This window comes from Amycolatopsis sp. EV170708-02-1, from assembly GCF_022479115.1.
GTDB lineage: Bacteria > Actinomycetota > Actinomycetes > Mycobacteriales > Pseudonocardiaceae > Amycolatopsis.
On record NZ_CP092497.1, the window covers coordinates 7527882 to 7546419 of the forward strand.

The following is an 18538-nucleotide window of genomic DNA, read 5'->3' on the forward strand; positions in this document are numbered from 1 at the left end:
GAATCGAACGGAATCCTTTTCCGGAGTCGTGACGGACACCCTCGAAACCACCCCGGAGTGCTTGCGCGAAGATGCGGGGATGGGTTACCGGACCTGGATGCGGTACTTCACACCGTCCGCCGTGCACCGACGGCTGGGCTTGGTGTGCCTTGGGGTCGGGCTGCAGCACGGAGTCCTGCCCGCCGTGGGGCCACGAGTACTCGACCATTACGTGGCCGTGGTGGTGTCCAAGGGGCGCGGCTGGTTCGCGGTGACGGGCGGGGAACGGCAGGAGGTCGTCGCGCCCGCGTTGCTGTGGCTCGTCCCCGGGGTCGGGCACCATTACGCGCCCGATCCCGCGCACGGCTGGGAAGAATGTTTCGTCGACTTCGACGGCAGCGCCGTGGACGCCTATGTCGAACTCGGCTATGTCACGCCCGGGACGCCGGTGGTGCCGCTGGGCGACGTCGAAGCCGTGCGCGACATCGTGAGCCGGATCGTGCGCTGCGCGCGCGGCGGCAGCCCGCTGGCCCAGGTCGACGCTTCGGCGGCCGTGCATCACCTGCTGGTGGCGTTGCGGCGGGCCGCCGACAACACTCCCGACGACGGATCCCTGCTGGAGGCGCTTGCGCAGGACGCCCTGCTGCCGATCAGCGTCGCGGAGATCGCGGCCCGCCGCGGCATGACGCTGCCCGAACTGCGCGCCGCCGTGCGCCGGAGCACCGAGACCGGGCTCAAGGACCACCTGCTGACCCTCCGCCTCAACCGCGCCAAGGAACTGCTCGCCACCACACGGATGCCGGTGCAGGAAGTGGCACAGGCGATCGGCTACGAGGACGCCGCCTACTTCAGCAGGCTCTTCACCCGCCGCGCCGGCGTCTCCCCCGCGCGTTTCCGCGAGTCGCGTGTCCAGGCCGTCCCCGGCGGCTGGAGTTCGCGCGTTCCCCCGGCCGACGACCCGCCGCTGGTGCCCGACTGACCGCCTTGGACTTCCGCACCGCACCGCTTGGACTTTCCGCGCAATAAGTGCACGACGAACGTTTGAAGTTGACTGAAAGCGTTGACTTGCGCGCAATAACGTTCATAACATCGGCGACCGCCCCGCCAACTGTGGTGCGGGTCACCCTTGGGAGAGAGTCATGCGGACCCTGCCTCTTCTCGGCGCCGCGGCCTTGGCCGTGGCGGCGACCACGGTGGTACCGGTGTCGTCCGACGCCGCGCCGCCGGACGCGACGTACACCATCACGGTCGATGCCAAGAAGTCGTTCAGCCCGACCACCGACACCCCGGCGAGTACCTATGTCGACAAGGACGGCACGTTCTACTTCCAGCAGGCCGCCGCGCTCTACGGCGCGGACCAGCCGCGGGAGTGGGACTTCTACAGCGGACGCGATTTCGACAGCTTCACCAAGAACCCGATCAGCTCGGCGGTGAACCCGGCGAATCCCGCCGACCGCAACGACGACACCACCTGGCGCTGCAACAACAGCCCCACCGGCAAGGAATCCACCGATCCGCCCGCCGGTTCGGGCTATTCGCAGCGCAATTTCTGCGACCTCGTCGGCACCTGGGTCGATCCGGACACCGGCGATTGGTACGGCCTGATCCACAACGAGTTCACCCCCGAGCCGTTCGGCGCGTACTCGTTCTCCCATTACGACGCGATCGACATGGCCGTCTCGAAGGACCAGGGCCGGACCTGGACCATCAAGGATCACGCGATCACCTCGCCGTACAGCACGAAACGCGGTGACACGGCGGCCTTCCCGCATCAGACGTTCGACTACGGCGACGGCGACCCGCGCCTGTTCGTCGACACCGCCTCCGGCTACTTCTACGTCTACTACGGCTCGCGCATCGTGCCGAAGGCCGGCGCCGGTGGCCCGATGACCGGGCTGGCGCACGTCGCCCGTTCGCCGATCTCGGCCAAGATGGCGTCCGGCTCGTGGCAGAAATGGTTCGACGGCGGCTGGAGCCAGCCCGGCGTCGGCGGCCGCGAGAGCAACATGGTCCCCGTGTCCGCCGCGGGCGACACCGGCTACACCCCCGTCGCGGACGACTACGACCCGGCCAACACCGGCAACGTCACCCAGCAGATCGCCGCGGGACAGCTGCCGAAGAAGTCGGATCTGTTCATCATGAACATCGCCTACAACGCGCATCTCGGGCTCTACATCGGCGCGCCGGAGGCCGTGGACAGCGTCGTCCCCCAGCGTTATTACGTGACCGACGATCTGACCACGCAGAAATGGCGTCTCATCGGCGACACCGGGAGCTACACCAACCAGTCGTGGTACCGCTGGTTCGTCGACGCGGCGAACAAGACCAACTCGACCATCATCGGCAAGCAGTTCCGGTCGTACTGCGCGGTGGCCTGCTCGAACAACGCGGGCGGCGAGTACACCACGCAGACCATCACGTCTTCCGCGCCCGCACCGTCCCCTGTGGACACTTCCCGCAAGTACCGGATCGGCCTCGGCGACGGCCGGGTTCTCGCGCAGGGCACCGGAACCGCGACGACGTCGGTCGCGGGCACGACCGGCTCGGACCGCGAAGCGTGGCAATTCTCCTCCGACGGTGACGGCTCGTATCGCGTCGCCAACGCCGCGACCGGCCAGTTCCTCGGCGTCGACGCCGTGCAGGCGGGCCGGGCTTGGGGCGCGAAGCCGACCGTGACCTCGGCTTCGACGGTCGGGCAGCAGTGGTTCGTCATCCCGTCCACTGTGGACAAGGGGACCTTCCGGCTGGTGAACCGGTACAGCGGCCTCGTACTCGGCCTGTCCGGCAAGACCTCGCGCCTGGCGGAGACCACGCCGCTCCGCTCGTGGACCGACACCACCGGGAACACTGTCGGCGGCGGCCGGACGGCGGCCGAGCAGACGCTGAAGTTCACCGACGCCGGCGCGGGCACTCTCGACGGCGTCCACACCCTGGCGGCGTCCGGCAAGAACCTCGACGACCCGGATTCGTCCACGACCGCCGGAACTCCCCTGGTCACCTGGACACCGAACCAGGGAGCCAACCAGAAGTGGCTGTTCACCAGGCAGTCCGACGGTTCCTACACGCTGACCAACACGCATTCGAAGCTGTGCGCCGACGTCGAGGGCGGAGCCACCACCGCGGGTGCGCGGGTCATCCAGTGGACCTGCACCGGTGGGGCCAACCAGCGCTGGAAGGCGACGAAACAGCCCGATGGCACCTACAAGATCGCCAGTGTCCGCTCGGGCCTGCTCCTGACCACAGCGTCCACTTCGGACGGTGCGGCCGTGACACAACGGGCCGACACGGGCTCCGCGCTGCAAGCGTGGGCCATCGGCTGAACCGGCGTGGCCCGCTCCCGGCGGGGCGGGCCACGCGGGTTGCGTTCGTGTGGCACATCACACTCTCACTGCACGTCCCTGATCCGCGACCGTCTCCCTTCATGAGAGCACTTTCGGTGAAAAGTTCACCGAAAGTGGGAGGGAGAGCACCATGAAGCACACCGGCATCGTCCGTACCACCACCATCACCGGCGTCGTCGCGGCGCTGAGCCTGGCCGCCGTCGTCCCGGCACTGGCGAGCGCGCCTACCGGCGACCCGGTCACCACCGTGGCCGACCTCGACGGCGACGGCGAGATCGAGACCGTCAGCGCCCAGCTCACCGGCGCCGGGGACCAGGTCGTCTCGGCCACCGTGCACGGCACCTTCACCTCGATCCACCTCGGCGCCGACACCTCCGTCCCGCTCGAGGCCCCGCGCGTCGCCGACCTCAACGGCGATGGCCGCGCCGAACTGATCGTCACCCAGTCCGTCGGCGCGAACACCACGTTCTTCACCGCGCTGCACTACGACGGCCACAACCTCGCCCAGGTCGTCGGCAACGACGGCAAGCCGCTGTCGGTCGCCGAAGGCGGTGGCGTGGCCGCCCACCTGGGTTACCAGTGCACCCCGTTCGAAGGCGGCCGCGCCTTCGAAACCGTCGCGGCCGAAGCCGACGACGTCGGCGCCGACCCGCTCACCTACTCGGGGACGCGCACCGTCTACACCCTTCGTGACGGCGCGCTGACCACCCTGAAGACCATCCCGATCACGAGCCGTCCGGTGACCGACCCGGTGCTGAGCACCGACACCACCAGCTGCGACCAGGCCGGGAGCTGACGCCCTTCCGCTCCGCGTCCCTGAACGCGTAACTCGCGTGCTCGGGAGCGTAACTCGCGTGATTGGAGGCGTAACTCACGAGTTACGCCTTCAATCACGCGAGTTACGGGTAAGGCGACGCCCCCTAGCGCGTGAAGGCCCCCTTCCCCGGTTGAGCCGGGGGAAGGGGGCCTTCACGCGCGATACGACTAAGGCGCGTAGGTCAGGCAGTTGGCGGCATGGTCACCCTCGCCCGGTCCCACACGGACACTCGACGCGGTGCATTCCAACGCGGAATTGTGGCGGCAGTCGGCCCGGGAGCAGGCTCCCACCTGCGCGGTCACCCGGTCGAGCCCGCCCTTGGTATTGAGCGGGACGAACGTTCCGCAATCGGCCGAACCATTGCCGCCGCCCACCGTGATGGCGAAAGCGTGACAGCCGTCGTGGTTGTACGAACATCCGCTGACCGTGCATTCGTGGACGGCGGGCATTTCGGTGGTGGTCATAACGACTCCTGTACTTCGTGGTGGTGGTGTCGTTCGGTATCGACCAGGGTTGCACCGGCCCGTTCCGGCGGCAATTCGGGAAATTTCATTCACGTCCGGCGAGCAGCCGGTCCAGCCAGGAATCCCGGGCGGCGAGACACGATCGGGCGACGGCCGTTTCCGGCGCGAGGTCGTAGAAGCCGTGGAACGCGCCGCCCCAGACGTGCAATTCCGCCTCTCCCCCGGCGGCCCAGATCGCACTCGCGTACGCCACGGCTTCGTCGCGGAACACCTCGGCGGCGGCGACGTCGATGAACGTCGGCGGCAATCCGCCGAGATCCGTCGCGCGGGCCGGGGCGGCATACGGCGACACATCGGGACCGCCTCGCCGGTCGCCGAGGACCATCGTCCACGCCGTCAGGTTGCTGGTCCGATCCCAGACGCCGACGCCGTCGTACCGGCGCGCGGACACGGTGTCGTTCCGGTCGTCGATCATCGGGCACTGGAGCAGCTGGCCGCACAGCGACGGCCCGCCGCGGTCGCGCGCCAGCAGCGTGACGCCGGCGGCGAGGCCACCCCCGCCGCTCCCGCCGAAGACGACCAGCTTGCCCGGGTCGAAGCCCAGCTCGTCCGCGTGCGCGGCCATCCATTCCAACCCGGCGTAGCAGTCCTCCACCGGCACCGGATGCGGATGTTCGGGCGCGCGGCGGAATTCGACGGTGACCGCGACGGCGTCGTATTTCATCGCCCATTCGACGAGCGGACCCACCGACGCGAACCGGTCGCCCATCACCATTCCGCCGCCGTGCACGTGATAGATCCCCGGCCCGCCGCCGCGATGATCCCGGCGCGCGATGACCGAAACGACGATTTCCGCGCCGCCGTATCCGGGGATCGGGTGATCGGTCCAGGTGACCGGGCGGTCGCCGATCTGCTCTTCGATCGTCGGGAACGGCAACGCCCGGTAGCGCTCCAGTTGATCCGCCGCCATGCCGACCGGCACCTTTCCCTCCAGCGCGGGCAGGACGGCGGCGAGTTCGGGATCGTATGCGGGTTCCACCATCCGCGCGAGCCTAGCCAGCGGGCGCCGACGATCCGTATACGCCGGGTCAGAGATCCAAGTCGAGCCGGGAAGACGCACGCGAGACACAGCAGTACATCCGCCCGGCCGGCGCGCCGATGTCGTCACGATGCTCCGGTTCGCCACCGACGACGCCGATCTCGCAACTGCCGCAAACGCCTTCACGGCAGCCGGACGGGATCCGGAACCCCGCGTGGTTCAAGGCGTTCAGCAGGGACTCCTCCGCGGCGACCGGCACCGTCCGGCCGGAGCGGACACAGTGCGCCTCGAACGGCACATCGGGCGCGAATTCCTTGGCCACCGGCCGGAAACGTTCGAGGTGCAGGCGGTGTGCGGGGAACGCCGCCTCGGCCGCGTCGAGCATCGACGCGGGGCCGCAGCAGTAGACCAGCGTTTCCGGGCCGAGTTCGGCCGCCAGCGCGGCGAAGTCGGGCCTGCCGTCCGCGTGAAGCCGCACCCTGTCGCCGTACTCCGCCTTGAGCTCGGCGGCGAACGGCATGGTCGCTTCGGACCTGCCCACATAGACCAACCTGGCCGAGGGGCCCGCCGCCGCGAGCATCGGCAGAATGGGCGTGATGCCGATCCCGCCCGCGATGAACAGGTACTCCGGGCGGACAGCAACGGGAAGTTGTTGCGCGGCAACGAGATATCGAGGGGCCGGCCCGCGCGCAGGAACAGGTGGACGTACTCCGATCCGCCCCGGCTCAGCCGGTCCCACCGGACGGCGACCCGGTAGCTGTCGCGATCGGCCGGATCCCCGCACAGGGAATACTGCCGGGTCAGCCAGTTCGGCAGGGACAGATCGACATGCGCGCCCGGCTCCCAGGGCGCCAGAGGCCCTTCGGCGCCGCGCAGCACGAGCGAGACGACACCTTCGGCGACCGGCTCCACGCGGTCGAGAACGGTCTTCTGCGTCAACGGGATCACCTCAGTACAACTGCCGGTAGCCGGTTTCGAGCATGTTCTCCACCACCGCGGGGTCGACGTCGAGCCCCATCTGTTCGGCGGCGATCTCGCCGACGGACGGCAATTCGTCCGCCAAGGCCTGGCTGGCGGGATCCCAGAGCCGGGACCGGATCAGCGCGCGTCCGCAGTGGAAGAAGGTCTCCACCACGTCGACGATGATCGCCAAGACCGCGGGTTTGCCTTCGGTGCGCATCCTGGCGAGCACGTCCGGCTCGTCGGTGGGATAGGCGCGACCGTTGACCCGGAACACCTCCCGGACGCCGGGCACCACGAACATCAGGCCGATCCCGTCGTTCTCCGCGAGGTTGCGGAAGGAGTCGGCGAGTTTGTTGCCCGGCCGGTCGGGGATCGCCAGGGTGCGCTCGTCGAGCACCTTCACGAAGCCGGGGTAGTCGCCGCGCGGCGAGCAGTCGGGCAGGCCCGTCGCGTCCGACGTCGCCATCGCCAGGAACGGGGCATGGGCGATGAACAGGTGGCCGAGCCGGTCGATCCGGTCGTGGACCTTGGCCTTGATCATGGCCTCCGGCTCCCCCAGCCGGGCACGGACCTCCTCGGGCGAAAGCCGGCGCGGACGCGTCTCTGTGCTGGTCATGGCACAATTATGAGCAATCATTCAGCCAGCTCGCTACTCGCTTTCGCGCCACTTCACCGGGAGTGTCATGACGTCGGAGCAACGACGGATCCAGCCACGTAAACAGCCGCGCCAGGTCCGTGCCGAGCTCACCAGGCAGCGCATCCTCACCGCCGCTGCTCACATTTTCGCCGAGTACGGGTACGCCGCGGGGACCACGAACCGGATCGCCGAACGGGCCCGGATCTCGATCGGCTCGCTGTATCAGTACTACCCGAACAAGGACGCGATCCTGGCCGAGTTGCTCACCCGCCATCTCGACGGTGACCGCGCCGCCGCGACGCTGCACCGGTACAAGGATTCGACGGAGCCGCTCGAAACCGTCATCCGGGAGTTCGTGCACACGGTGATCGAAAACCATCTCGACGATCCGCGGCTGCTGCAGATCATGATCGAGCGGGCGCCCCGCTCCGGTGAACTGCTGGACCGGGTCACCCGGCTGGAATGGGCGATGATCGGCGATCTGCGGGAGCTGCTCCACGGCCATCCCGAAGTCCGAGTAAAGGACAAGGACACCGCGGCCCGGCTCGTCGCGTCGACCGTGGAGCTGACCGTGCACCAGCTCATCGCCGCGCCCGGCTCCATCGACGTCACGCGGCTCGAGAACGAGCTCGTCGCGATGATCACCGGCTACCTGATTTCCGGGGGTTGACCAGGCGATGACCGGGTATTCACCGGTGTGAGCCGACTCGGGGACAGCCTGCGCGGCCTCACCGCCCGATGGCGGCGGCGAGGCGGCGCACTCGCGCTGATCTGGACACTGATCACCTTCGGCCTGGCCACGATGCTGTGGGTGTCCGGCTTCCGCGCGTGGCCGGTGTACCTGATCACGGTGCCGGGCGCCGTCGTTTCCGTCCTGCTGTGGATCGGTGTCGCGCGCACCCGCCGCCGCAGGGTCGCCGGGAAACAGCCGAGCGGTTGAGCTACTTCAACGCGCGCGTGGCCAGCTGGTCGAATTCGCGATCCGGCAGGGTCCTGTTGAGCTCCAGCAGCTGCTCGGCGAGATGGCCGACGGCGTACCGCGTGTCCGGCTTCTCGGCCTCGATGGCGCGGCAAATGGCGTCCACGACCACCGACGGGTCGGAGCCGTCGCTGAGCCCGGTTTCCCCGTGCCGCGCCATGGCCTCCGCCATCTCCCGGTACGCCCCGTGGCCGGAGTTCTCCCTTAGCTGCGCGGAAGTCCGGTCCTCGAACTCGGTCTTGATGATGCCCGGCTGGATGATGACGACGTCGATGCCGAAGGGCTCGACCTCCATCCGGAGCGTGTCGGAGAAGGCTTCGAGCGCGTGCTTCGACGCGTAGTACCAAGCGCCGAACGGCAAGGCGATCTCGCCGCCGATCGACGAGACGTTGACGATCGTGCCGGATCGCTGAGCCCGCATGGCCGGCAGGACGAGCTGAACGAGCCTGGCGGGCGCGAGGAGATTGACTTCGAGCTGATCGCGCGCGCTGTCGAGCGGCACGTCCTCGACGGCGCCGTGCAGCACGGTGCCCGCGTTGTTGACCAGGACGTCGATCCGTTGCCGCTCTTCGAGAACGGTGCCGACCGCCTGTCGGAGATCGTCCTCGCTCCGGGCGTCCATCTTCAGCACCTGGCCGCCCGCCTCGCGGAGGTCGTCCATCTTCTCCACGCGCCTCGCGGCTCCGTAGACGATGTGCCCGGCGCGCAGGAGTTCCAGCGCGGTGGCGTGGCCGATCCCCGACGAAGCACCGGTGACCAGGCAGACCTTGGCCGTCATCGCGGGTGCACCTCCTGATCTTTTCGGTTACGACGAAACCGTAGGCCCGTTTTTTCCCTTCCTGCAACACAGAACCTAGAATCGATGCAATGACCATGCCGCTGAACGCACCGGAGGACGCGTGCCGGGTAACCGCCTGACCCGCGACGAGCGCGGGCAGATCGCGTCGGGGCTGGCGGAGGGGCTCTCCTACGCCGAAATCGCCCGTCGGATGGACCGCCCCAAATCGACCGTGATCCGGGAAGTGGCGCGCAACGGCGGCGCCCACGGCTACCGGCCGGATCAGGCGCAGCAGGCGACGCGATGGCGGGCGCGCCGCCGCAAACCCGGCCCGCCGACCAGCGCCCCGCGACCCCCGGGAACGCTGCGCGACTTCGAAACCGAATTCGCCGAGACGATGGCCGCGACCGGTGTCCCGGCGATGATGGCCAGGGTCCTGGCCTGTCTGTTCACCGCGGACACCGGCGGCGGCACCGCCGCCGAACTGGTCGCCAGGCTGGAGGTCAGCCCCGCGTCGGTGTCCAAGGCCGTCGGCTGGCTCGAACAACGCGGCCTGATCACTCGCGAGCGTGACGGCCGACGGCAGCGCTACGTCATCGACGAAGACTTCGGCTACCGCGCCTGGCAGACGAGTCTCGAAGCGATGACCCAATGGGCGGAAGTCACCCGGCGAGGTGCCGCCCTGCTCGACGGCCCGGCCGGTGCGCGACTGGACGCGACCAGCCGGTTCTTCCGGCATCTGCGCGAGGACATGAGCGAGGCGGCCGAACACTGGCGGCGGACGAGCCCGCGCTGACGGGGCGGGCGACCGAAAGCCGCCCGCCCCGTCCGGAACGCCGTGGCGTCACCCACGCTTGAATTCCTCCCAGGTCACCTTCTTCACCTTGGGGCCGTCGTCCTTGGCGTGGCTCGCCAGCCCGTTGAGCCCCTTGAAGTAGTCACCGGCCTGGGCCTGCGCCTGCGGCGACATGTCGGTGTCGCTGATCGCGATGCCGTGGATGTGCTCCACCCAGTCGCCCTGGCTCGGCGTGCGGTGCCACGCGGCGAACCCGACCTCGCGCAGCGCCTTCACCGCGGCGGTCTTGTTCGAAAGGTTGTTCACCGAGATGTCGACGGCGCCGCCGCCGTCGTGCGTCCCGCCCGAAGCGCCCACACCGCCGGCGTTGTACGAGCCCTGCGTGATGGTGAACTTCACCCCGGCCTTCTTCTCCGCGGCCGCGATCATGTCGGCGGTGCGCTTGTTGACCGTCTTGCCGTCCAGGCTGGTCTTCGAGCCGACGCTGATCGGCGCGGTCACGGTGTAGCGGCCCTTGCCCAGTTCGGTCAGCGAGCCCTTGCCGGGCAGGCCGCTCGCGGCGAGGCCGCTGTGCCCGAGCGACTTCTGGTACTTCTGGTACGCCTTCACCGTCGATGTGCCGAAGTGCCCGTCGACCTGCTTCTTGTCGAGCAGGTTCTTCGCGGCCAGCGCCTGCTCGACCACCTTGACGCTCTCCCCGGAGCCCGGTGTGATCGACTGGTCGGCCTTGTACGGATCCCACATGGCCGCCTTGACCACGGCCTCCATGTTGACCGAGGGTGCGGCCACCGCGGGCTGTGCCGCCGTCATCCCCAGCGTGGCCCCGGACAGAGCGGCGAACATCGCGGCGGTTGCCACCTTGCGCATGACTGCTCCTTCACTCGATGGCTGCTCCCCGTGAGCAGCTCGTGACCGACACTGGCCCGGACGCGGTGTCAGCGGGAACCGCCTGTACGGAACGTCTGACGTCAAAACCCGCAGGTTGACAGCGTTTGACAACGCCGTGACCGGCTCGATCCCGCTGGTCAGCGCGGCGATCCGGACACTCTTCGCGATATAGTCACCAAGCCGCGAAGAGTGACGAAAAGCGTTGTCACGTTGGACACGATCGCGAGGGGGAGCGTGCCGGAACCGCGAACAGGAGAACGGGCGCCGGAGCTCGAAGCGTTCATGGACGAGCTGCGGAAGCTCCGGACGCGAGCCGGGGAGCCGTCCTTCCGGAAGATGGCCGCGAGGTCCGGCGCGGTGTCCCACGCGACCCTGCACCTCACCGTCACCGGCAAGCGGTTGCAGCCGTGGGAGACGGTCCGGGAGTTCGTCCGCGCCTGCGACGGTGACGAAGCGGAATGGCACGCCCGCTGGCAGGGTGTCCAGCTCGTGCTCTCCGCCGACCGCGAACCGGAGCCCGCGCCGCGGTCGCGGTCCAAGCTCCTCCTGGTGACGCTCGCCCTCGTCGCCGTCGCCGCGATCGCCGCCGTCGTGGTCGTCCTGCTGCCGGACGCGCAGGACCCGTCCGCGCCGCCCCTTCCCGGTGACGCGAGCAAATTCGTCGCCGACGTCACCATCCCCGACGACACCGTGGTCAAACCGGGCAGCCAGTTCGTGAAGGTGTGGGAGCTCAAGAACACCGGCACCGTCGAATGGCGGAACCGGTATCTGCGCCGCACCGACCTCCCGGTCGCGCCCGGCGCCTGCCGCACCCCGGACCGGATCCCGGTCAACGACACCGCCCCGCAGGGGAACGTGCAGGTGACGGTCACCGTGAGCGCCCCGCCGACCGCGCCCGTCGACTGCAAGGTCTTCTGGAAGATGGTCGACGAGGAGAACCGGGAACTGTTCCCGGCCAGCAGGCCGATCTACTTCTCGGTGCGCGTGCGCGCCTGAGCCGGTGAAAACACCTCGTTCGGCCGGAAAAGTGCGCTGCCAGCGCTTTCCGGGCTCCCTACGCTGAATTCCGCGCACGAGAACCACAAACGGCCTCGGGAGGCTCCAGTGAGAGCAACGAGAATCGTGTTCTGCGCCCTGTTCGCCCTCGGCGCCGCCTGCCTTTCCCCGGCGACGGCGACGGCGCGAAACGCGTTCACCCTGTCCAGCAGCGCTTTCGCCGACGGCGGTCTCATGCCCAAGGTGCACGAGTGCACCAGCGGCGGCGGGAACGATCCGGCCAAGAAGAACGAGTCGCCGCCACTGGCCTGGTCGGGCGCTCCCACCGCGGCGAAGAGCTACGCGATCGTCATGCGCGACCTCGACAACGCCAACCTCATCCACTGGGTCATCTACGACATCCCGGCGTCCACGGCCTCGCTCCCCCAGAACGTCCAGCACGTCTACCGGCCCCCGGTGCCGGCCGGCTCCAGGCAGGTCTACTACCGCGGCAGCGCCAGCCTCTACGGCTACCAGGGCCCGTGCTCGCCCTCGACCGTGAACACCTACGAGTTCGTCGTGCACGCCCTCGACCGGGCCTCGCTCACCGGCCTGAACTCGGGTTCGTCGACCCAAGCCGCCGCCAGGGCGATCACCGCGGCCTCGATCGGTTCGGCGAGGATCACCGGCGAGTCGTAAGTCCCCTGGTCACCCGTGGCAAAATCGGCCCAATGCGGATCGGGATGCTGGGGCCCTTCGAGGTGCACACGGACGACGGCGGGCTCGCCGACGTGCCGGGCGCGCGGCTGCGCGGGCTGTTGATCGCCCTCGCGCTCGAGCCGGGCCGTGTGGTCCCGAAAGCGACACTCGTCGACTGGATCTGGGGCGAGCAGCCCCCGGCCGACGCGACGAACGCCTTGCAGCGCTTGGTTTCCCGGCTGCGGAAGGTGCTTCCGGACGGCGTCGTCGAGGGACAGACCGACGGCTACCGGCTGAAGGTGGCGCCCGAGGACGTCGACGCCGTGCGCTTCGAGCGGCTCATCGAGCAGGCCCGCGGCGACGAGGAACCGAGGCGGCTGCGCGAGGCGCTCGGGCTGTGGCGCGGGGCGGCCATGCAGGACGTCGGCCTGCAGGACAGCGGTGCGTTCGATGCCGCGATCACCCGGCTCGAAGGGCTTCGCCTGACGGCGCTGGAGGACCGGTTCGACGCGGAACTCGACCTCGGGCACGGCGCGAACCTGGTCACCGAGCTGACCGACCTGGTGGCCGCGCATCCGCTGCGCGAGCGGCTCGTCGCGGCGTTGCTGCGGGCCCTCGCGGCGACCGGCCGCGACACCGAAGCGCTGCTCGTCTACCAGCGCACGAGGGAGGCACTGGCCGACGCGCTCGGCGTCGACCCGTCGCCGGAGCTGTCCGCGGTGCACGTCCAGCTGCTGCGGGGCGAGCTGGGAAGGCGCGAGGAGAACCGCAAGACCAACGTGCGCGCCGAGCTGACCAGCTTCGTCGGCAAGGACGACGACGTCGCCAAGGTCCGCGAGCTCGTCGCCGAACACCGGCTCACCACTCTGATCGGGCCCGGCGGTTCGGGGAAGACCAGGCTGGCCACGGAAACCGCGCGTACCGTGCTCGGCGACCTCCCGGACGGCGCTTGGCTGGTGGAGCTCGCGGCCATCGGCCCCGATGATGACGTCGCCCAGGCGACCCTCGCCGCGCTCGGCCTGCGCGATGCGCTGCTCGGCGATTCTTCGAACGCCGAACCCGCCGAGCGGGTCGTCGCCGCGATCCGCGACCGGGAAGTCCTGCTGATCCTGGACAACTGCGAGCACGTGATCGAGGCGGCCGCGGCCTTCGCCCACCGGGTGCTCGGGGAATGCCGCCGTCTCCGGATCCTGGCGACGAGCCGGGAGCCGCTCGGCATCACCGGCGAGACGTTGTGGCATGTCGTGCCGCTGGCCGTCCCGGACCGGCACGCCGCCCCCGGCGAGATCGAAGCCTCCCCCGCCGTCCGGTTGCTGCGGGACCGGGCGAGCGCGGTGCGCAAGGATTTCGTGGCCGACAAGACCACTCTCGCCACGATGGCGCGCGTGTGCCGGATCCTGGACGGGATGCCGCTGGCGATCGAACTGGCCGCGGCCCGGCTGCGCACGATGTCCGTCGAGCAGCTCGCGAACCGGCTCGACGACCGGTTCCGGTTGCTCACCGGCGGCAGCCGGACCGCGCTGCCCCGGCACCGGACGTTGCGCGCCATGGTCGACTGGAGCTGGGAGCTGCTGTCCGACGCCGAACGGACCGTCCTGTGCCGTCTCTCGGTGTTCTCGGGCGGGGCGAGCCTGGAAGCCGCCGAGCGCGTCTGCGTCAGCGAGGCCGTCGAGGAGTACGAGGTCCTCGAACTGCTCACCGCGCTGACCGAGAAGTCGCTGCTGGTCTCCGCCGGAGACGAAGCGCCGCGCTACCGGATGCTCGGCACGATCAAGGAGTACGCCGCGCAACGGCTCGCCGAGGCGGACGGGACACTGCTGGCGCGCCACGCGCATCTCGCGTATTTCACCGATCTCGCCGAGGCCGCGGAGCCGATGCTCCGCCGCGCCGAACAGCTGGAATGGCTCGCCAAGCTCAACGCCGAGCACGACAACATCACCGCCGCGATGCGTGGTGCCCTCGCGGCGGGCGAGGCACCGGAAGCGATGCGGCTCGCGGCGGCCTGTGGCTGGTACTGGTGGCTCAGCGGGCACCGCACGGAAGGCATGGAACTCGTCAGCGCGGCCGTCACGACGCCGGGCGAGGTGCCGGAAGAGATCGCGGCCGTCGTGTACGGGCTCGTCTCGCTCTTCGTGAGCTCCGGTTTCGCCGACGAACAGACCGCGGCCAAGTGGATCCACGAGTCGTACCGGCTGGGGACGCGGACCGAGAAGAAGCATCCGCTGCTGGGCCTCGTCGTCCCGCTGGAACGCATGCTGGCCGGGGACGAGGCGCTGTCCGCGTGGGAGCCGGTGCTCGCGGACGAAAACCCGTGGGTCCGCGCGCTCGGCAGGCTGCACCTCGGCAAGATGCGGGTCACGCTCGGGCATCCCGGCCGGGAGGCGGACGAATACCTCGAAAGGGCGCTCGGTGAGTTCCGGGCCATCGGGGAACGGTTCGGGATCTCGTTCGCCCTGACCGAACTGGCGGACCGGCTCGCCACGCGGGGCGAGTTCGCCACCGCGTGCGAGTACTACGAACAGGCGGTCACCGTGGTGACCGAGGTCGGTTCCGTCGAGGACCTGATCCGGCTGCGGTCGCGGCAGGCACAGCTGTTCTGGCTGATGGGCGACGAGGAGGCCAGCGCGTCGGCGGCCGCCGACGCGGAGCGGCGCGCCGAGCGAGTCACCTGGCCGGGCGCGCTGGGCATGTTCGCCCTTTCGCAGGCGGAACTCCTCCACTGGCGTGGCGAAACCGAGGAAGCGGCGAAGCAACTCGACTTCGCGACGACCGTGATGGGCGACGAAGCGGGATTGGGACACGTCCGCGCCATCACCCATGACCTTCGCGGCTACTTCACCGACGATCTCAACCGATCCCGTGAACACCGCGAAGCGGCCTATCAGGCGGCGCATGAGGTGCGGTATCAGCCCTTGATCGCCCACGTGCTCGTCGGCATCGCGGATCTGGCCCTGCGCAAGGACGATGCCGAGCAGGCCGCGCGTCTGGTCGGGGCGGCCGACGAACTACGCGGGCTGCCGGATCGGTCCCGGCCGGACGTGACCCGGATCGAGGAGACAGCGCTGCGCCGCCTCGGCGAAGCGAAGTTCGCGGAGGCGGCGCGAGAAGGAGCTGCGGCGGACTGGAAACAGCTGGCCGAGGTCACGCTCGCTTCTTGAACGTCGAGGACGCCCACAGGTATCCGGCGAGCGCGATCCCGGCGCACCAGCCGAGGGCCGGGAGCACGTCGCCCGCGGCGGCCGCCCCGTTGAGAAGTCCGCGCAGCGTCTCGATGATCGGCGTGAAGGGCTGGTACTGGGCGAACTCCCGGAGCCCCGGCCCCATCTTCTCGGCGGGCACGATCGCGCTGCTGAAGAACGGCAGCATGATCAGCGGCACCGAGGCCATCCCCGCGGTTTCCGGGGATTTCGCCGCCAGTCCCAGCGCGACCGTCAGCCAGGCCGCCGCGAAACCGAGCAGGACGACGATGCCCACCACGCCGAGCCAGTCGAGGAAACCGGCCGCCGGGGAGAAGCCCAGCAGGAAGGCCACCCCGGTGAGCGCCGCGATGGCGACCAGGTTGGTCAGGACGCTGGCGATGACGTGCCCGGTCAGCACCGCGCCGCGGGAGACGTCCATGACCTTGAACCGGTTGATGATGCCCTTGGTCATGTCGGAGTTCACCGCTGTCGCGGTGGCCCCGAGGCCGTAGCAGACGGCCAGCAGCATCAAACCCGGTGTCGCGTAGTCGATGTAGTCGACGCCGACGCTGAACGCGTCCCCGAAGACGTAGACGAACATCAGCATCATCACCACCGGCATCAGGATCGCGTTGAACACCGAGGTCGGATTGCGGACGAGATGCTTGAAGTTACGGCGCAACATCACCGTCGAGGGGGAGTTCATCGGGTTGCCTCCGTGTCGTGGCCGGTCAGGGCGAGGAAAACGTCATCGAGATCAGGGGTGTGGACGGAGAACTCTTCGGCGGCGATCGAGTACTCGTCGAGCCGGTCGAGCAGCGAGCGCAGGGATTTCGTCCCGGCGTCGCTGGGGATCCGCAGGTCGAGCTCCTCGTCGTCGCGGGTGGCTCCGGGGAAGATCCGCGCCGCCGCGTCGAGTTCGGCGACGGTGGTGAAGTGGAGCCGGACGTGCGTGCCGGGCATCCGGCGTTTGAGCTCGGCGGGCGTGCCCTGTGCGACCAGGCGGCCCTGGTCGAGGACCGCGATCCGGTCGGCGAGCTGGTCGGCTTCTTCGAGGTACTGGGTGGTGAGGAAGACGGTCACGCCGCCGGCCACCAGTTCGCGGATGATCGACCACATCGTGCGGCGGCTGCGCGGGTCCAGGCCCGTGGTGGGCTCGTCGAGGAAGATGATCCGCGGATCGCCGACGAGCGTCATCGCCAGATCCAGCTTCCGGCGCATACCGCCGGAGTAGGTCGACGCCGGTTTGCGCGCCGATTCCACCAGGTCGAAGCGTTCCAGCAGCTCGGACACGACGCCCTTGCCCGCTTTCCCGCGGCTCAGATCCACCATCAGCTGGAGGTTCTCCTGGCCGGTCAGCAGTTCGTCCACCGCCGCGAACTGGCCGGTGACGCCGATCGCCGCACGCACCGCCTTGGGCTCGGTCACCAGGTCGTGGCCCGCGACCTTCGCGGTCCCGCCGTCGGCCTTCATCAGGGTGGTCAGCAGGTTCACCGTCGTGGTCTTCCCCGCCCCGTTCGGGCCGAGCAGGGAGAAGATGGTGCCCGCCCGGACTTCGAGGTCTATACCGTCGAGCACGACTTTGTCGCCGAAGGTCTTGCGCAGTCCGGAGACCGCGATCGCTGTGTCGTTCATGGGCACCACTCTGGAAGGCCGCGCTGACACGGCCCCGCCACGCCGCTGACACGGGTGGTGTCAGCGCCGTGTCAGCCGGGTGTCAGGCCTCGCGGGGAGAGTGGCCGGCACAACCACCACGAAAGGCGACGCGATGACTCAGACGGTTCCCGTCCCGCAGGGCCTCCCGATGGAGCGCGACGCGGGGCCCTTCGACCCGCCCCGCGAGATCACCCGGCTGCGCGAGGCCCGCCCGGTGAGTCCCATGATCTTCCCCGACGGTCACGAGGGCTGGCTCGTCACCGGTTACGACGAGGCGCGGCAGATGATGGCCGACACCCGGTTCAGCTCGCGCCAGGACATCGGCATCCTGCACGTGCCGTACGAGACGCCGGGGATGCCTGCCCCCACCGAGCCGTCCCCGCCGATGCCGGGCATGTTCGTCGCCATGGACCCGCCGGACCACGGCAGGCTGCGGAAGCGGCTCACCGGCGCCTTCACCGTGAAGCGGATGAAGCAGCTCGAAGAGCACATCGTCGAGATCACCGAGCGGCGACTGGACGCGATGGCGAACCTGACTCCGCCGATCGACCTGGTCAAGGAGTTCGCGCTGCCGGTGCCGTCGCTGGTGATCTGCGAGCTGCTCGGCGTGCCCTACGAGGACCGTGAGAACTTCCAGGCCAACTCCGCGCAGCTCATGGTCAGGGACCAGACGCTGGAGGAGAAGATGGCCGCGTTCATCGGGATGAACACGTTCCTCACCGAACTGGTCACCCGCAAACGCGAGACGCCCGGCGACGACATCCTGTCCGACCTCGGCCGCCACGAAGACCTCACCATCGAGGAGCTGGCGGGCGCCGCGTTCCTGCTGCTGTTCGCCGGCCACGAAACCACCGCGAACATGCTGGCGCTGGGCACCTTCGCGCTTCTGGAACACCCCGAGCAGCTGGCCGAACTGCGCGCCGACGCGGCACTGCTGCCCAGCGCCGTCGAAGAGCTGCTTCGCTACCTGTCCGTCGCCGACATCTTCTACCGCTACGCCACGGAAGATCTGGAGCTCGGCGGCGAAACGATCCCCGCGGGGTCGACCGTCGTCATCTCGCTGCTGGCCGCGAACCGTGATCCGCGGCGGTTCGAGAACCCCGACGCCCTGGATCTGCACCGCAACGCCCGCGGCCTGTTGTCCTTCGGGCACGGCATCCACCAGTGCCTCGGCCAGCAACTGGCGCGGATCGAGATGCGCGCGGGTTTCGAGGGATTGCTGCGCCGATTCCCGGATCTCGCGCTCGCCGTGCCCGCCGGCGAGGTCAAGCTCAAGACCGACATGAACATCTACGGCGTCCACGAGCTTCCGGTCACCTGGACGAAATAGTCCTCGTGAGTGGCAAGG

At 69.1% G+C, this 18538-nt stretch carries 17 protein-coding genes and 1 pseudogene; 10 read left to right on the forward strand and 8 right to left on the reverse strand.

Features of this window, described 5'->3' with window-relative positions:
- The first annotated feature begins 28 nt into the window (after positions 1 to 28).
- From MJQ72_RS34055 to MJQ72_RS34065, 3 genes are all read left to right on the forward strand, one after another.
- The gene (locus MJQ72_RS34055; RefSeq protein WP_240595188.1) at positions 29 to 958 is read left to right on the forward strand and encodes an AraC family transcriptional regulator; all 930 of its coding nucleotides are present in this window, start codon (positions 29 to 31) and stop codon (positions 956 to 958) included.
- A 160-nt stretch (positions 959 to 1118) separates the two neighbouring features.
- Positions 1119 to 3299, forward strand: coding sequence for an RICIN domain-containing protein (locus tag MJQ72_RS34060; protein ID WP_240595189.1), 2181 nt, complete (start codon positions 1119 to 1121; stop codon positions 3297 to 3299).
- Between the two features lie 151 nt (positions 3300 to 3450).
- Entirely contained in the window at positions 3451 to 4116 is a 666-nt protein-coding gene (locus tag MJQ72_RS34065; protein WP_240595190.1) for a VCBS repeat-containing protein, read from the forward strand.
- A gap of 188 nt (positions 4117 to 4304) precedes the next feature.
- Here MJQ72_RS34065 and MJQ72_RS34070 read toward each other — a convergent pair whose 3' ends face one another.
- From MJQ72_RS34070 to MJQ72_RS34085, 4 genes and pseudogenes are all read right to left on the reverse strand, one after another.
- The gene (locus tag MJQ72_RS34070; protein WP_219145567.1) at positions 4305 to 4601 is read right to left on the reverse strand and encodes a DUF1540 domain-containing protein; all 297 of its coding nucleotides are present in this window, start codon (positions 4599 to 4601) and stop codon (positions 4305 to 4307) included.
- Between the two features lie 85 nt (positions 4602 to 4686).
- Entirely contained in the window at positions 4687 to 5643 is a 957-nt protein-coding gene (locus MJQ72_RS34075; protein WP_240595191.1) for an alpha/beta hydrolase, read from the reverse strand.
- 46 nt (positions 5644 to 5689) lie between these two features.
- Positions 5690 to 6585: pseudogene (locus tag MJQ72_RS34080) on the reverse strand (PDR/VanB family oxidoreductase).
- A gap of 4 nt (positions 6586 to 6589) precedes the next feature.
- Entirely contained in the window at positions 6590 to 7219 is a 630-nt protein-coding gene (locus MJQ72_RS34085; RefSeq protein ID WP_240595192.1) for an MSMEG_1061 family FMN-dependent PPOX-type flavoprotein, read from the reverse strand.
- Between the two features lie 67 nt (positions 7220 to 7286).
- Here MJQ72_RS34085 and MJQ72_RS34090 point away from each other — a divergent pair, with 67 nt between their 5' ends.
- On the forward strand, positions 7287 to 7910 hold the full coding sequence (locus MJQ72_RS34090; RefSeq protein WP_240595193.1) for a TetR/AcrR family transcriptional regulator: 624 nt from the start codon (positions 7287 to 7289) through the stop codon (positions 7908 to 7910).
- Positions 7911 to 7937: 27 nt separating this feature from the next.
- Positions 7938 to 8180 carry a hypothetical protein gene (locus MJQ72_RS34095; RefSeq protein WP_240595194.1) on the forward strand — a complete coding sequence of 81 codons (243 nt, stop codon included), beginning with the start codon at positions 7938 to 7940 and terminating at the stop codon, positions 8178 to 8180.
- Position 8181: 1 nt separating this feature from the next.
- Here MJQ72_RS34095 and MJQ72_RS34100 read toward each other — a convergent pair whose 3' ends face one another.
- Positions 8182 to 8997, reverse strand: coding sequence for an oxidoreductase (locus tag MJQ72_RS34100; RefSeq protein WP_240595195.1), 816 nt, complete (start codon positions 8995 to 8997; stop codon positions 8182 to 8184).
- A 121-nt stretch (positions 8998 to 9118) separates the two neighbouring features.
- On the opposite strand from MJQ72_RS34100, the gene MJQ72_RS34105 reads away from it, so the two are divergent.
- Positions 9119 to 9793: a helix-turn-helix domain-containing protein gene (locus tag MJQ72_RS34105; protein WP_240595196.1), complete on the forward strand. Its 675-nt coding sequence runs from the start codon at positions 9119 to 9121 to the stop codon at positions 9791 to 9793.
- Between the two features lie 48 nt (positions 9794 to 9841).
- Here the strand turns inward: MJQ72_RS34105 and MJQ72_RS34110 are convergent, their stop codons facing one another.
- A complete protein-coding gene (locus tag MJQ72_RS34110; protein ID WP_240595197.1) occupies positions 9842 to 10660 on the reverse strand; it encodes a peptidoglycan-binding protein in 819 nt (272 codons plus the stop codon).
- A 231-nt stretch (positions 10661 to 10891) separates the two neighbouring features.
- Here MJQ72_RS34110 and MJQ72_RS34115 point away from each other — a divergent pair, with 231 nt between their 5' ends.
- From MJQ72_RS34115 to MJQ72_RS34125, 3 genes are all read left to right on the forward strand, one after another.
- Entirely contained in the window at positions 10892 to 11677 is a 786-nt protein-coding gene (locus tag MJQ72_RS34115; protein ID WP_240595198.1) for an NBR1-Ig-like domain-containing protein, read from the forward strand.
- A gap of 126 nt (positions 11678 to 11803) precedes the next feature.
- The gene (locus MJQ72_RS34120; protein ID WP_240601489.1) at positions 11804 to 12355 is read left to right on the forward strand and encodes a YbhB/YbcL family Raf kinase inhibitor-like protein; all 552 of its coding nucleotides are present in this window, start codon (positions 11804 to 11806) and stop codon (positions 12353 to 12355) included.
- Between the two features lie 32 nt (positions 12356 to 12387).
- Positions 12388 to 15513: a BTAD domain-containing putative transcriptional regulator gene (locus MJQ72_RS34125; RefSeq protein WP_240595199.1), complete on the forward strand. Its 3126-nt coding sequence runs from the start codon at positions 12388 to 12390 to the stop codon at positions 15511 to 15513.
- Here the strand turns inward: MJQ72_RS34125 and MJQ72_RS34130 are convergent.
- On the reverse strand, positions 15497 to 16240 hold the full coding sequence (locus tag MJQ72_RS34130) for an ABC transporter permease (protein WP_240595200.1): 744 nt from the start codon (positions 16238 to 16240) through the stop codon (positions 15497 to 15499). The two genes, MJQ72_RS34125 and MJQ72_RS34130, sit on opposite strands and share 17 nt — an antisense overlap.
- Positions 16237 to 17169, reverse strand: coding sequence for an ATP-binding cassette domain-containing protein (locus MJQ72_RS34135; protein WP_240595201.1), 933 nt, complete (start codon positions 17167 to 17169; stop codon positions 16237 to 16239). Before MJQ72_RS34135 ends, MJQ72_RS34130 begins: the two co-directional genes overlap by 4 nt.
- Before the next feature lie 133 nt (positions 17170 to 17302).
- Between MJQ72_RS34135 and MJQ72_RS34140 the strand changes: the two genes are divergently transcribed.
- Entirely contained in the window at positions 17303 to 18520 is a 1218-nt protein-coding gene (locus MJQ72_RS34140) for a cytochrome P450 (protein ID WP_240595202.1), read from the forward strand.
- The last annotated feature ends 18 nt before the right edge of the window (positions 18521 to 18538 follow it).

What these genes read in the sequence shown, in the direction of transcription:
- MJQ72_RS34060 (WP_240595189.1), top strand. Translation starts at nt 1,119, where the DNA reads ATGCGGACCCTGCCTCTTCTCGGCGCCGCGGCCTTGGCCGTGGCGGCG.
- MJQ72_RS34065 (WP_240595190.1), top strand. Translation starts at nt 3,451, where the DNA reads ATGAAGCACACCGGCATCGTCCGTACCACCACCATCACCGGCGTCGTC.
- MJQ72_RS34070 (WP_219145567.1), bottom strand. Translation starts at nt 4,601, where the DNA reads ATGACCACCACCGAAATGCCCGCCGTCCACGAATGCACGGTCAGCGGA.
- MJQ72_RS34075 (WP_240595191.1), bottom strand. Translation starts at nt 5,643, where the DNA reads ATGGTGGAACCCGCATACGATCCCGAACTCGCCGCCGTCCTGCCCGCG.
- MJQ72_RS34085 (WP_240595192.1), bottom strand. Translation starts at nt 7,219, where the DNA reads ATGACCAGCACAGAGACGCGTCCGCGCCGGCTTTCGCCCGAGGAGGTC.
- MJQ72_RS34090 (WP_240595193.1), top strand. Translation starts at nt 7,287, where the DNA reads ATGACGTCGGAGCAACGACGGATCCAGCCACGTAAACAGCCGCGCCAG.
- MJQ72_RS34100 (WP_240595195.1), bottom strand. Translation starts at nt 8,997, where the DNA reads ATGACGGCCAAGGTCTGCCTGGTCACCGGTGCTTCGTCGGGGATCGGC.
- MJQ72_RS34110 (WP_240595197.1), bottom strand. Translation starts at nt 10,660, where the DNA reads ATGCGCAAGGTGGCAACCGCCGCGATGTTCGCCGCTCTGTCCGGGGCC.
- MJQ72_RS34125 (WP_240595199.1), top strand. Translation starts at nt 12,388, where the DNA reads ATGCGGATCGGGATGCTGGGGCCCTTCGAGGTGCACACGGACGACGGC.
- MJQ72_RS34130 (WP_240595200.1), bottom strand. Translation starts at nt 16,240, where the DNA reads ATGAACTCCCCCTCGACGGTGATGTTGCGCCGTAACTTCAAGCATCTC.
- MJQ72_RS34135 (WP_240595201.1), bottom strand. Translation starts at nt 17,169, where the DNA reads ATGAACGACACAGCGATCGCGGTCTCCGGACTGCGCAAGACCTTCGGC.
- MJQ72_RS34140 (WP_240595202.1), top strand. Translation starts at nt 17,303, where the DNA reads ATGACTCAGACGGTTCCCGTCCCGCAGGGCCTCCCGATGGAGCGCGAC.